This is a genomic window from Roseobacter sp. OBYS 0001 (assembly GCF_019654895.1).
Taxonomy (GTDB): Bacteria; Pseudomonadota; Alphaproteobacteria; order Rhodobacterales; family Rhodobacteraceae; genus Roseobacter; species Roseobacter litoralis.
This window is the reverse complement of record NZ_BPES01000007.1, coordinates 35,263-48,219: the sequence shown is the minus strand read 5'-3', so window position 1 is coordinate 48,219 and position 12,957 is coordinate 35,263. Positions and strand designations below refer to the sequence as shown.

The 12,957-nt window shown below is 56.6% G+C and carries 14 protein-coding genes; 6 read left to right on the top strand and 8 right to left on the bottom strand.

Annotated features, from left to right (window positions below):
- Positions 1-119: 119 nt before the first annotated feature.
- Positions 120-692 carry a DNA-3-methyladenine glycosylase I gene (locus K5Q35_RS14465; protein WP_220800064.1) on the bottom strand — a complete coding sequence of 191 codons (573 nt, stop codon included), beginning with the start codon at positions 690-692 and terminating at the stop codon, positions 120-122.
- 129 nt (positions 693-821) lie between these two features.
- Between K5Q35_RS14465 and K5Q35_RS14460 the strand changes: the two genes are divergently transcribed.
- The 4 genes from K5Q35_RS14460 to K5Q35_RS14445 all read left to right on the top strand — a co-directional run bounded on the left by K5Q35_RS14460 (position 822) and on the right by K5Q35_RS14445 (position 5,091).
- Positions 822-1,664 (top strand): EAL domain-containing protein, encoded by an 843-nt coding sequence (locus tag K5Q35_RS14460; protein WP_220800063.1) that lies wholly within the window; start codon positions 822-824, stop codon positions 1,662-1,664.
- 159 nt (positions 1,665-1,823) lie between these two features.
- Positions 1,824-2,999 (top strand): acetyl-CoA C-acetyltransferase, encoded by a 1,176-nt coding sequence (locus K5Q35_RS14455; protein WP_220800062.1) that lies wholly within the window; start codon positions 1,824-1,826, stop codon positions 2,997-2,999.
- Between the two features lie 118 nt (positions 3,000-3,117).
- Complete coding sequence (phbB, locus tag K5Q35_RS14450; protein WP_220800061.1) at positions 3,118-3,840, top strand: acetoacetyl-CoA reductase; 723 nt, start codon at positions 3,118-3,120, stop codon at positions 3,838-3,840.
- A 318-nt stretch (positions 3,841-4,158) separates the two neighbouring features.
- The gene (locus K5Q35_RS14445; RefSeq protein ID WP_013962631.1) at positions 4,159-5,091 is read left to right on the top strand and encodes a transcriptional regulator GcvA; all 933 of its coding nucleotides are present in this window, start codon (positions 4,159-4,161) and stop codon (positions 5,089-5,091) included.
- Positions 5,092-5,145: 54 nt separating this feature from the next.
- Here the strand turns inward: K5Q35_RS14445 and K5Q35_RS14440 are convergent, their stop codons facing one another.
- From K5Q35_RS14440 to K5Q35_RS14430, 3 genes are all read right to left on the bottom strand, one after another.
- Positions 5,146-5,310, bottom strand: coding sequence for a YdcH family protein (locus tag K5Q35_RS14440; protein ID WP_083825466.1), 165 nt, complete (start codon positions 5,308-5,310; stop codon positions 5,146-5,148).
- A gap of 111 nt (positions 5,311-5,421) precedes the next feature.
- Positions 5,422-6,162: a tRNA1(Val) (adenine(37)-N6)-methyltransferase gene (locus K5Q35_RS14435; protein ID WP_220800060.1), complete on the bottom strand. Its 741-nt coding sequence runs from the start codon at positions 6,160-6,162 to the stop codon at positions 5,422-5,424.
- Entirely contained in the window at positions 6,159-6,374 is a 216-nt protein-coding gene (locus tag K5Q35_RS14430; RefSeq protein ID WP_013962633.1) for a DUF2007 domain-containing protein, read from the bottom strand. Before K5Q35_RS14430 ends, K5Q35_RS14435 begins: the two co-directional genes overlap by 4 nt.
- A gap of 56 nt (positions 6,375-6,430) precedes the next feature.
- Here K5Q35_RS14430 and K5Q35_RS14425 point away from each other — a divergent pair, with 56 nt between their 5' ends.
- Positions 6,431-7,432: a polyprenyl synthetase family protein gene (locus tag K5Q35_RS14425; RefSeq protein WP_220800059.1), complete on the top strand. Its 1,002-nt coding sequence runs from the start codon at positions 6,431-6,433 to the stop codon at positions 7,430-7,432.
- Here the strand turns inward: K5Q35_RS14425 and K5Q35_RS14420 are convergent.
- The 4 genes from K5Q35_RS14420 to soxR all read right to left on the bottom strand — a co-directional run bounded on the left by K5Q35_RS14420 (position 7,425) and on the right by soxR (position 12,444).
- Positions 7,425-8,318 (bottom strand): 4-(cytidine 5'-diphospho)-2-C-methyl-D-erythritol kinase, encoded by an 894-nt coding sequence (locus K5Q35_RS14420; protein ID WP_220800058.1) that lies wholly within the window; start codon positions 8,316-8,318, stop codon positions 7,425-7,427. The genes K5Q35_RS14425 and K5Q35_RS14420 overlap by 8 nt on opposite strands.
- 11 nt (positions 8,319-8,329) lie before the next feature.
- Positions 8,330-10,039 (bottom strand): tetratricopeptide repeat protein, encoded by a 1,710-nt coding sequence (locus tag K5Q35_RS14415; RefSeq protein ID WP_220800057.1) that lies wholly within the window; start codon positions 10,037-10,039, stop codon positions 8,330-8,332.
- A 145-nt stretch (positions 10,040-10,184) separates the two neighbouring features.
- A complete protein-coding gene (locus K5Q35_RS14410) occupies positions 10,185-11,834 on the bottom strand; it encodes an electron transfer flavoprotein-ubiquinone oxidoreductase (RefSeq protein WP_220800056.1) in 1,650 nt (549 codons plus the stop codon).
- 163 nt (positions 11,835-11,997) lie between these two features.
- Entirely contained in the window at positions 11,998-12,444 is a 447-nt protein-coding gene (gene soxR / locus K5Q35_RS14405; RefSeq protein WP_013962638.1) for a redox-sensitive transcriptional activator SoxR, read from the bottom strand.
- 78 nt (positions 12,445-12,522) lie between these two features.
- Here soxR and K5Q35_RS14400 point away from each other — a divergent pair, with 78 nt between their 5' ends.
- Positions 12,523-12,903 carry a VOC family protein gene (locus K5Q35_RS14400; RefSeq protein WP_220800055.1) on the top strand — a complete coding sequence of 127 codons (381 nt, stop codon included), beginning with the start codon at positions 12,523-12,525 and terminating at the stop codon, positions 12,901-12,903.
- The last annotated feature ends 54 nt before the right edge of the window (positions 12,904-12,957 follow it).

Here is a 12,957-nt window from a genome sequence, read left to right as displayed (position 1 = left end):
CTTAAGGGCCCGTTCGGGCGATGAAGGGCGTTGTCCTCTGGCTTGCGCCCGACAGGTCACCCCTCGCGGAGGCCACCAACACCAATGAAGTCGCGCTTATACTTGCCTAATGACCCGTGTCAACGGCCCATTGCCGATACATCTTCATACCGATGACAAGTGACGAGATGATCGTTCACCATTCCCACCGCTTCCATAAAGGCATAGACGATCGTGGGACCGCAAAATTTAAACCCTTCCGCTTTGAGGTCCTTTGAAATCTGCACCGACAATGGCGTTTGGGTCGGCACCTCTGACTGCGTCTGCCACGCGTTCTGCAGCGGTTTGCCATCAACATATTTCCACAAAAAGGTATCGAACCCTTCGCGGGCTTGAATTTCCTGCCAGGCGCGGGCGTTGGAAATCGTGGCTTCAATCTTGCCACGGTGTCGAATGATGCCGGTATCCGTCAGCAGGCGTTCGACGTCCGCCTCCCCCCATTCTGCGATCACATCAGGGTCGAAACCCACGAATGCAGCCCTGAAGTTCTCCCGCTTCTTGAGGATGGTGATCCAGCTCAACCCGGCCTGGAAACCGTCGAGAATCAGTTTCTCCCAAAGGGCGCGACTGTCGTACTCCGGGACCCCCCAATCGGTATCGTGATACTCCAGATATATCTGTTCGGGTCCGGCCCAGTCGCAGCGTGATGTCATTTTTTCTTTTCTTTTCAGTATTCTTAGCTTCTGTAAACCACATCTAAAATTGGAACAAAATGAGAATATTAACCAGCTTTTAGCATATGTGGTGGCAATATGGCACAAACCGAGAACGTTAGGAACAACATGCCTGCTTCAATCAATCGCGTCGTGGCTGACGTCGCTCCGGGAAGCGACAACCCATTGAATTTTGCGCTCACAAAGCGGGATCAAAGGACCATTGATATGGTTGCGGCAGCTGTCAGACAAAAGCAAGTCTTGTTAGCGTATCAGCCGATCATGCAGGCGCGGGATCAAAGCAAGGTTGCCTTTTACGAGGGTCTGATCCGCGTTCTGGATGAGACCGGGCGGGTTATTCCGGCGGGAGCGTTTATGGAGGCGATCGAAAACCTGGAACTCGGGCGCCAATTGGACACGCTGGCGCTGGATGAGGGTCTGCGCGCCTTGCACGAAAATCCGGAATTGCGGTTATCGATCAATATGTCGGCACGTTCCATCGGGTATGAGCCATGGAACCGCGTGCTCGACAAATGGCTCAAGCAGAATGAACTCATCGGCGAGCGATTGATTCTTGAGATCACCGAAAGCAGCGCAATGGGTGTACCTGAACTGGTTGTGGACTTCATGGACCGGCTTCAGCTGAGGGGTATTTGCTTTGCCATGGATGACTTTGGCGCAGGATACACCGCGTTGAGGTACTTCAAGGAATTCTGCTTTGATGTGATCAAGATTGACGGGCAGTTCATCAAAGGCATCGCGGACGACCCCGACAATCAGGCAATGACCTCCGCTATGATCTCCATCGCGAAACACTTCGACATGCTGACGGTGGCAGAATTTGTGGAATGTGAAGCGGATGCGCAAAAACTCGTGAGCCTCGGGGTCGACTGCTTGCAGGGGTATCACTTTGCGGCCGCCACGACCCGCCCCGCTTGGCTGCGCGACAAGCACCTCAGTCAAGCCGTTTAACGATTCAACTTCTTTGTGTTTGCGGTGCTGTGTCACAGCTTTCAGATGTTGCCCGGTTCTTTATGTTACGTTAACAGTTGCCCGTATCGCAGAAGGGGCTAAGTGATAACGGTTTTCCGCGCTTGGTCTTTTCGAGAACTGGCAAAGGATCAAAAAACCATGACGAACGTCGTAATCGCCTCCGCCGCAAGAACTGCCGTCGGCAGCTTTGGCGGGTCATTCGCTACCACTCCGGCTCATGATCTCGGAGCAGCAATGCTCAAAGAAGTCGTGGCGCGCGCGGGCGTCGATCCTTCGGAAGTATCCGAAACGATCCTCGGTCAGGTGCTGACGGCTGCTCAGGGGCAGAACCCGGCGCGGCAGGCGCATATCAACGCGGGTCTGCCACAAGAAAGCTCGGCCTGGACGATCAATCAGGTTTGTGGGTCCGGTTTGCGCACCGTTGCCCTTGCCGCTCAGCACATCCAATTGGGCGATGCCTCGATTGTTGCCGCGGGCGGTCAGGAAAACATGACACTGTCCCCCCATGCCGCCTCGCTGCGCGCAGGCCACAAGATGGGCGACATGAAATATATCGACACGATGATTCGTGACGGGCTGTGGGATGCGTTCAACGGCTACCACATGGGTCAAACCGCCGAAAACGTCGCTGAGAAATGGCAGATCAGCCGTGAGCAGCAGGATGAATTTGCGGTTGCCTCCCAAAACAAGGCAGAGGCAGCTCAAAAGGCCGGTAAATTTGACGACGAAGTTTTCGCCTATACCATCAGCACGCGCAAAGGCGACATCGTCGTCGACAAAGACGAATACATCCGCCATGGCGCCACGATGGAAGCCATGCAAAAGCTGCGCCCTGCCTTTACAAAAGACGGCTCAGTTACCGCGGCGAACGCTTCGGGCCTGAACGATGGCGCAGCCGGTGCGTTGCTTATGTCTGTCGATGAGGCCGCAAAGCGCGGCATCGAACCTCTCGCGCGCGTTGCAAGCTATGCGACTGTGGGCCTCGACCCGTCGATCATGGGCGCAGGACCCATCTTTGCCAGCCGCAAAGCGTTGGAAAAGGCCGGCTGGAAAGCAGAAGACCTAGACCTTGTCGAGGCCAACGAAGCCTTTGCAGCGCAAGCCTGTGCGGTCAACAAAGACATGGGCTGGGACCCTGCCGTGGTAAACGTCAACGGTGGCGCCATCGCCATCGGGCACCCCATCGGTGCATCCGGTGCGCGCATTCTCAACACGCTGCTGTTCGAAATGAAACGCCGCGACGCCAAGAAAGGTCTCGCGACACTGTGCATCGGCGGCGGTATGGGCGTTGCCATGTGCCTTGAGCGCGACTGACCCGGATCAAAGTGGCACCTGCGGGTGCCGCTTTGAAACACAAAACCTATCGTGCTGCGTCTTCGATCCGGCACGTCCAATTTAGATTAGATTACCAAATCACTGGAGGAGACTGAATATGTCCCGTGTTGCACTTGTCACCGGAGGAAGCCGAGGAATCGGATCCGCAATTTCAAACGCGTTGAAAGATGCAGGATACGCCGTCGCAGCAACCTATGCCGGCAATGACGAAGCCGCCGCGAAATTCACTGCCGAAACAGGCATCAAGACATACAAATGGAATGTTGCCGACTACGGGGCGAGCAAGAATGGTATCGCACAAGTCGAAGCTGACCTAGGCCCGATTGACGTGGTGGTCGCGAATGCAGGTATCACCCGCGACGCGCCCTTCCACAAAATGACCCCTGAGCAATGGCAGGAAGTCATCGACACGAACCTCACCGGTGTTTTCAATACCGTGCACCCGGTCTGGCCCGGCATGCGCGAGCGCAAGTTTGGCCGTGTGATCGTGATCAGCTCGATCAATGGCCAGAAGGGTCAGTTTGCACAGGTCAACTACGCCGCAACAAAAGCCGGTGATCTGGGCATTGTTAAATCACTGGCACAGGAAGGCGCACGCGCAGGCATCACCGCCAATGCAATCTGCCCGGGCTACATTGCGACCGAAATGGTCATGGCAATCCCCGAAAAAGTGCGTGACAGCATTATTGCAGGCATTCCGGCTGGACGTTTGGGCGAACCCGAAGAAATTGCGCGCTGCGTGGCGTTCCTCGCATCAGATGATGCAGGCTTCATCAACGGCTCAACCATTTCGGCAAATGGTGCTCAGTTCTTCGTCTGAGCCATCACAGCATTGCAAATCAAAGGGCCGGTTCATGCGAACCGGCCCTTTTTGATCCCGTAAGAACGCTGCAGTCGTTCAGCGGGAAACCGTTGACGGGAACAGCCAGTGCCATGCTTCAACCAGAACCTGGCTGCGTTCGTAATGCGCACGCTCAATCGCTGCGCGGGTTTTTTCATTTGTAGGTGTCTCGATCATCGCCTTGCTCCATCTTGCTTTGCAGCATCAGTGTTTCTGAACTGATACTAAGATGACACTCATAGTAAAAAGCTACAAACGAGACTTTCGCCACCTTCACTTAAGTATTACTTATGTGAAATGAGTGATCGCCTACCTCCCCTCACGGCACTTCGGGCCTTTGATGCAGCGGCAAGACATATGTCTTTTGCCAAGGCCGCCGATGAGCTATCGGTGACGCCCGCCGCCCTGAGTTTTCAGATCAAGTCACTTGAGGCACATCTGGGCGCGCCATTGTTTCGACGCCTCAACCGGGCTGTTGAATTAACCGAGGCCGGGCAGGTGCTTGCGCCTGGTGCGGCTGATGGGTTTGCCACGCTGACTGTGGCGTGGCGTGCGGCGCAACGCCTGCAGGACGAACAGACCCTAACGGTCACTGCAGGCCCCGCCTTCACCGCCAAATGGCTTGCGCCGCGCCTGTATGAATTTGCGCACACGCATCCCGAGGTCGAACTGCGCTTCTCTGCCTCCCTCAAAATCGTGGACTTTGCTCGGGACGCTGTAGATGTTGCTGTGCGTTTTGGTCGGCGGGTTGATCCCGAGCTTTGGGCCCTTCCACTTGCCGAAGAATGGGTTGCACCCGTCATGACACCGGCTTTGGCGCAGAAATACCCAACCCCCGAAAGCCTGACAAAGGCACCTCTGATTTTCGACGACTCGATCAATTTCTTGCAGCCCGCCCCGGATTGGGCGGCATGGTTCCGCACAATGGGCATCGATTACAAGCCAGATCACGGTCCGCGCTTCAGTCAGGCGGATCACGCAATTGATGCCGCTCTGGCGGGTGTTGGAGTGGTCCTGGGGCGTCGCGCGTTGGTGGTAAAGGATATTGACGAAGGTCGGCTGGTATTGCCCTTTCCGCGCGCCGTCAGCACGGGTGCACGGTTTCATTTCCTGTGTACGCGCGGCTCCGAAGACAGGCCGCAAGTACGCGCATTTCGCGAATGGATTGTCGCGGAGATCGCAAAAACCGCATATATAACGCAAGGGTTGGAGATTGTACCCATCTCCTGACGGCAGTTCAGGGCAGCACGGTCATTCAACCGCCTGCCCATCGCACGTACCCGCCTAGCTTGACAGTCGGGTGATTTCTTCTTTGAGACGAAGTTTTTGTTTTTTGAGGTCGGCGACATCAAGATTATCGCTACCTGGTGCACGCTGGGCTGCTTCGACAGCATCACTCAGAGACTCATGTTTCTTTCTCAGCTGTTCAACATGTGCAGTTACGCTCATTCAGTCCTCCTGTTGGTTCGAGTACAATTCGACTTGAGCACATCGGTCGCTTCAAGTCACGCCGCAAGCGCATTATGCCACTGCAAAGTGTTAAGGACAGGTTAATTTCGCCTAGAATGTAAGTGCGGCACCGTCGCGCAAGACTGCTTTAACCCGAGGCACGTAAGTGTCAGCGTCTTTCTCATGACGTGACCCTTCGTGAAGAATCAAAGGCGTGTGCAGTCTGAATGCGCCCCGTCCATTCTTGCGCCCCCGCACGATCACAAGTTCCGGCATCCGGCCCGTGCGCGGCGACAGAGGCAGTACTTCGATAGAGCCAAGGCGCTTCCCCATCTCGGTCAGTATTTCAGGCAGCCGCTCAACCCGGTGAATGAAATGCGCATACCCTTTTGGCGCGAGCCTCTTGGCTGCAATTTTAATCCAGTCTGCCAAAGGTGTTTCTTCCCCCAGCGCGGTTTCGCGATCGGCATCATGTGCTGCGCGACTGTCGCTGCGTTTGTAATAGGGCGGATTGGCAAGAACATGGTCGAACTGGCGTTCCCGGATATGCAGCGGCAGATCAACGATATCCGCTGTGACAACTTCGAACGTGGACCCACCATTGCGCTGCGCCAGATCTGCATAGAGTGGCTGACGCTCAACACCGGTCAGGACAAGCCCCGGAACCCGCGCCCCAAGACAAAGTGCCGCAGCCCCGACGCCACAACCCAGATCCAGAACCCGGTCACCGGCCGTTGCCGCAACCGTGGCCGCCAGCAAAACGGGATCCACACCCGCGCGGTATCCCTTTTTGGGCTGCAAGAGGTGCAATTTCCCGCCCAAAAACGCGTCTCTGGTATGGATTCCGCTCACAATCCCAATGGGATATCGTTATCCGTCAAAACCCGTGTCGCAGCGAAGTGATCGTTTGTGCGCACCATTAATCTGCGTGGGAAAATTCCGATGCCACCTTCAAGAATGCTCATGTTTACGTCCATTTCAAAGCAGTCTATATCCTCCCCTTGTAAGAGGGCGGTCGCGAACGCGATGATGGTCGGGTCTGTGCTGCGCAAAAGCTCTTTCATGCCAAGGATGTAAGGGCAAGCCGGCAGGAATGTCGAGACTTGCAAACAGGAATTTAATGTCAAGAACCGAAAACGCGCAGAAGCCACATGACCGCATGGCGGCCTATCTGGAAAGCGATATGGCAGCGGTGAACACACTTATTCGTGAGCGCATGGCGTCAAAACACGCCCCACGGATTCCCGAGGTCACAGCGCATCTGGTTGATGCCGGTGGCAAACGCCTTCGGCCCATGCTCACGCTGGCGACTGCGCATCTGTGTGGCTATGACGGCCCGTTTCATATCAACCTTGCTGCGACTGTCGAGTTTATCCATACGGCAACGCTTTTGCATGATGATGTGGTCGATGAAAGTGGCCAGCGACGGGGTCGGCCCACGGCGAACCTGCTGTGGGACAATAAATCCTCTGTGCTGGTGGGGGATTATCTGTTTTCCCGCAGTTTTCAGCTGATGGTCGAAACCGGGTCGCTGCGCGTGCTCGACATCCTCGCCAATGCCTCTGCGACGATTGCAGAAGGCGAGGTTTTGCAACTCACCGCCAGCCAGAATCTGGCCACCACCGAAGAGATCTATTTGCAGGTTGTGCGTGGCAAGACGGCCGCGCTGTTTTCGGCGGCAACCGAAGTGGGCGGGGTCATTGCTGGTGTGCCTGACGATCAGGTGGCAGCCCTTTTTGAATATGGCGACGCACTTGGGGTTGCCTTTCAAATCGTTGACGATCTGCTTGATTTTCAAGGGGATGCCGGGGCAATCGGCAAAAACATCGGCGATGATTTCCGCGAGCGTAAACTGACCATGCCACTGATCAAGGCGGTCGCCAAAGCGGATGCAGAGGAGCGCGCCTTTTGGGTGCGCACGATTGAAAAGGGCAAACAGGAAGAGAGCGATCTGCAACACGCAATTGACCTGTTGCACAAGCACGCAGCGCTTATTGACACAAGTGTCGTGGCCCGTGCAGAGGCCGCGCGCGCAAAAGCAGCCCTTGCCCCCTTACCCGCTCATCCGGTCAAGGACATGCTGGTCGATCTGGCCGACTATGTGGTTGAGCGCATCAACTGAAACACGGTGCCGCGCGGTCGCTTTGCGACCCCAGCTGCGCCGCCCTGATCCACCACTGCGGATAGGTACGGGACAGCTCACGGGCCGCCAGTTGTGCCGCCTGCGCGGTTTCAAACAGTCCAAAGCAGGTCGCACCTGAGCCTGACATGCGCGCCAATTGACACGCCCTGTGCCCCTCAAGCGCTGATTGAACGGCTGCGATGGCAGGCTCCAGCGCGGTCGCGGCTTCTTGCATGTCATTGCGTTGCGCGCGCAGCCATTCGATACAGTCGTTCTGCCCGGAAAATACGGGCGGGATATCAGGCATTGGCGGGTTGGTCCGCTGCTTCATCGCTTTGAAAACGGCCGGGGTTGGGACGGCGACGCGGGGGTTGACCAGCACCGCGTGCAAGGTCGGAAGGTGCCCCACGGGGGAGATGATTTCACCTATGCCCTCGATCCGGGCCGTTGTTGACGCCAGACACATCGGAATATCCGCCCCGAGCGCCAGAAGCCGTTCCAGAACATCATCGGCCTTCGGATCATAGCCCGGCGTTGCAGCACTCAGCCCGCGAAAGGCGGCTGCAGCATCCGCGGACCCGCCACCAATACCCGAAGCCACGGGCAGGTTCTTCGTCAGGGTAAAGACAGCCTTTGGCGCCCCCTCAAGCAGCGCCGCAGCTCTCAAGACGAGGTTTTCGGGCCCATCCGGCACGGTCGCGGCTTCGGGCCCTTGGGTTATCATCTCGAAGGCGTCGCCGATTTCGATGCGCAGCACATCCCCCACATCTGCAAAGGTGACCAGACTATCAAGCAGGTGATAACCATCCGCGCGCTGCCCGGTCACATGAAGGGTGAGGTTGATTTTCGCCGGGGCAAAAACCTCAACGACCTGCGGCGTTGCCATGAAATCGGCCTCTAGTCGGTCACAACTTTCAGAGGTTCGGCACCCTCTTCGTCCAGAACCACGTCCAGCCCGACCTCAAGCTTGCGCCGGATACGCTCTGGATCGACGTCTTCAACGGTCTGGGACTTATCAATAAAGGACAAGGCGCGCGACCATTGGAACTCAGCTTCGCGATACCGCCCGACCGCCCAGTAGACATCACCCAGATGGTCATTCACGACCGGGTCCACGGCCATCAGCTCCACTGCACGCTCCATATGCGGCACCGCTTCCTGATAGCGACCCAGACGATACAGCGCCCATCCCAGCGAGTCGATGATATACCCGCTGTCCGGGCTGGCGGCGACCGCCCGCTCAATCATCTCCAACGCTTCATCCAGCTTGATCTGCTTTTCGACCAGGGAGTAGCCAAGATAGTTCAGCACCTGCGGCTGACCGGGGTTTAATTCCAGTGCGGCGCGGAAATCCTGCTCGGCCTGATCCCAAAACCCTTGTCGCTCGTAAGAAATTGCGCGGGCATAGAGCAAGAACCAGTTTGAGGTTCCGTTTGTTTCCTCCACCAAAGCGATTGCCTTGTTGTAGGCCCCGACGGCCTCTTCAAAACGGTCCTGCTGGCGCAAGGCATCCCCAAGGGCGGATTGCACGCTGACCAGATCGCCGTGGCTGCGCGCCAACTGTTCGAGCACTTCAATAGCCGCATCCTGCTTGCCCGAACGCCGCAACGCAGCCGCACGGCCCAGTTCTGCTGCATGGTAGGCCGGGTGAGTGGCCGGAACTTCCTTCAAGACCTCAATCGACGCTTCATATTGCTCCAGATCTTCAAAAAGCTCAGCCGTCAGCAAAATCGCATCCACGTGATCAGACCGCAGAATCCGCGCCGTCTGAGCATAGAGGATCGTGAATTCCGGACCTGTCTCACTGCGCAATGCAGCCGCAACCGTAAAGAATACTTCGGCAAAACCGTCCTGCACCGAATTGACATGCGTAAACGGCATCGGATCATCTTCTGCGAGCGCTGCAATCACCGCATCAATTTCAGGATCCGTCGCACCTGAAAAAGTGGTTTCCAGCAATTCGAGCGCTTCGTCTTCACGTTCCAGCTGCGACAGGATCTCGACGCGGGCAAGAATACCGCGGCGGGTCTGCAACACCGTGCCATTCACATCGGAGGAGAATATCTCATCCGCCGCTTCAAAATCACCGACAGAGGCAACGGCCATGGCTTTGTGGAACATTGCAAATGCCTGCAATCCCTGTTGCGCCGCAATCGCATCAAATCGGTTGAGCGCTTCGCTCACATCGCCCGTGCCAATCAGCGCCCAGGCCTCAATCAGCCCATCCACCAATGGCCCGATCACCTGCGCATCGCCGCGCTCAGTCAGCAGGGCTTCATATTCGCCGTTGATCACCTTGTCAGCGGTCAAGACCAGCTGAGCGACCTGACTGCTTTGATCTGCGCGCTGCATCGCCTGTGCAATCGGTAGCGCCAGTTCCAAACGACCCAGGGCCAGCTGCGCGACAAGCGCACTTTCCATCAGGTAGAGGTTGCTGGGATCACGCGCCAAAGCGCGGGTGTAATAGGATGCGGCCTGTTCAAAATCGCTTTGTATGGCGGCAGAGCGCGCCGCAAGGTAGGGGCCGGCGATCGATTGCGCGGCCACGGGTGCTGCAAGGACCAAAGACAAGCCAAGAGCGGCCAGAGGTGTCAACAATTTGCGCATCACAATCGAGGTTCCTTATGGGCTATCACCTTTGAATGCAGGCTATCAGGTTCGCTTGCAAGCGCAATGGCGCGCCCGCCTGCCACACGATATCTTGTTCGCAGCATGCGGGCGATGCCTTTGACCTTGGATCTTTATGCGCCGCTTACATGTTAGGATAGTTCGGGCCGTCGCCGCCCTGTGGGGTCGTCCAGACGATGTTTTGTGCGGGGTCCTTGATGTCGCAGGTCTTGCAATGCACGCAGTTCTGGAAATTGATCACAAAACGTGTGTCCTTGCCCTCTTCCTCGACGAATTCATAGACACCCGCCGGGCAATATCGCGCCGAAGGGCCTGCGAATTTGGGCAAGTTAACGGACACGGGCACCGCCGCATCCCTCAAGGTCAGATGCGCAGGCTGGCTTTCCTCGTGGTTCGTGAAAGAGAACGCCACATTGGTCAGACGGTCAAATGACAATTTCCCATCCGGTTTGGGGTAATCGATGGGTTTGTGTTTGGACGCTTCCTCGGTGGCTTCAGCGTCCGACTGGCCATGCGCCATGGTGCCGAACAGGGAAAAGCCCATAGTGTTCGTCCACATATCGGCCCCGCCCAACATCAGGCTCGCCATCAGACCGCGCTTGGACCACATGGGTTTGACGTTTCTGACTTTCTTGAGGTCTGCGCCGATTTCGCCTGTGCGCACTTCTTCTTCATAGGCGGTCAGCTCATCGCTTGCACGCCCGGCGGCAATCGCCTCGATCGCGGCCTCAGCGGCGGCAATACCGGACAGCATCGCATTGTGGTTGCCCTTGATCCGCGGCACGTTGACCATCCCGACAGAACAGCCAAGCAGCGCAACACCGGGTGCCACCATTTTCGGCATGGACTGATATCCGCCTTCACTGATGGCGCGCGCGCCGTAAGCCACGCGTTTACCACCCTCCAGCAGGTCCGCCACCATCGGATGATGTTTGAAGCGCTGGAACTCCATATAGGGGAACAAATGCGGGTTTTTGTAGTTCAGGTGCACAACGAAACCGACATAAACCTGATTGTTATCAAGGTGATATATAAAGGAACCGCCGCCCGCATTGCTGCCCAAGGGCCAACCCATCGTATGCGTCACAGTACCTTCTTTGTGCTTGGCCGGGTCGATTTCCCAGATTTCCTTCATGCCCAGACCGTATTTCTGCGGCTCATGCCCGGCACTGAGGTCATATTTGTCGATAACCTGCTTTGCCAGCGACCCACGTACGCCTTCGGACAGGAAAACGTATTTGCCGTGCAGCTCCATACCGGGCTCATAGGCATCACCATGGCTGCCGTCTGCGTTTTTTCCGAACTCACCAGCGACAACACCTTTGACTTCGCCATCATCGCCATAAACCAGCTCGGAACACGCCATGCCGGGGAAGATTTCCACACCCAGTTCTTCGGCCTGCTCCGCCATCCAGCGACAGACATTGCCCATCGAAACGATGTAATTTCCATGGTTGTGCATCAGCGGCGGCATGGGGGCGTTTGGAATGCGAATTTTACCTGCTTCACCAAGGTAATAGAAATTATCCTCGCGCACCGGCACGTTGAGCGGCGCGCCCTTTTCTTTCCAGTCGGGGATCAGCGCGTTCAGACCAATCGGGTCCAGCACAGCCCCGGACAGGATATGCGCCCCGACTTCTGAGCCCTTTTCAAGGACGACGACCTCGCAGTCTGGATTTTGTTGTTTCAGGCGGATCGCGGCGGACAACCCGGCAGGTCCGGCGCCCACAATTACGACGTCATATTCCATTGTTTCGCGTGGCGTGTCGGTCATGGACGATCCCCCTGTCAATTCCGCATATGGCGTTATGCCAAGTAAAATAAACTTCGCGATTGGCTAAACCACGTCTTGGCGCAATGCAATCGCTACACCGCGTCAAAATGTATCTTTGGTCCTGCTTAACGGAATGCACAGGGGTCAAATGCGCAAAATCCGATCACTCGGGGCGGTCGCCCATCAAATACCGTGGGCCGGCACCTTTTGCTGCGGCCTTGTCCACCGGATTGTAAAGCGCGCAGCTTGGCAGGCTCAGGCACCCGCATCCAATACACCCATCAAGATTATCACGCAGCCGGGTCAAAGTGTCGATCTTCTGGTCCAGTGCGGTGCGAAAGCCCTGACTGATCTCGGCCCAATCTGCCTTGGTGGGGGTGCGCCTGCCCGGCAGGCGATCCAGCTCTGCTTTGATCTGTGGCAGGGTGAACCCGAATTGCTGGGCAATCATCACAAAACTCAGCCGCCTGAGGTCCGCACGCGAAAATCGCCGTTGCCCGCCAGCATTACGCCAAGGGCTCAAAAGCCCCTGCGCCTCGTAATAGCGAATGGCCGACACCGCGAGCCCCGTCCGCGCCGCCAGCCTGCCGATTGAAAGACCTTCATCCATATCAAACAAATCCCTTGACCTAAAGTTAGGTTTAGGAATTACGCTATCGTGACATTCGCAATTTCGAAAGGACAAAACATGCCTGCTCAACTTGAACACGCCAATTTTACCGTTTCAGATGCCCATAAGACAGCGCTCTGGATGCAAACCCTCTTTGGATGGGATGTGCGGTGGCAAGGACCAGCGATTGACGGGGGGCTATCGCTGCACACCGGCACCGACACGCAGTACCTCGCGCTTTACCAACCCCGTACAGCCGTCGTTAAAGGTGACAATAGTTACAATACGACGGGTGGGCTCAACCATATCGCTTTAGTGGTCGATGACATCGATGATTTGGAAACCAAGGTCACCGCAGCAGGGTTCAGCGCCATCAATCATGCGGACTACAGCCCCGGACGGCGATTTTATTTCCACGACCATGACGGGATTGAATATGAAATCGTTCAATATGACTGATGTCGCCCTTTACGGGAATTTTTCCGCCTAGCGGCAGCCCTCGGGGGGTCGACT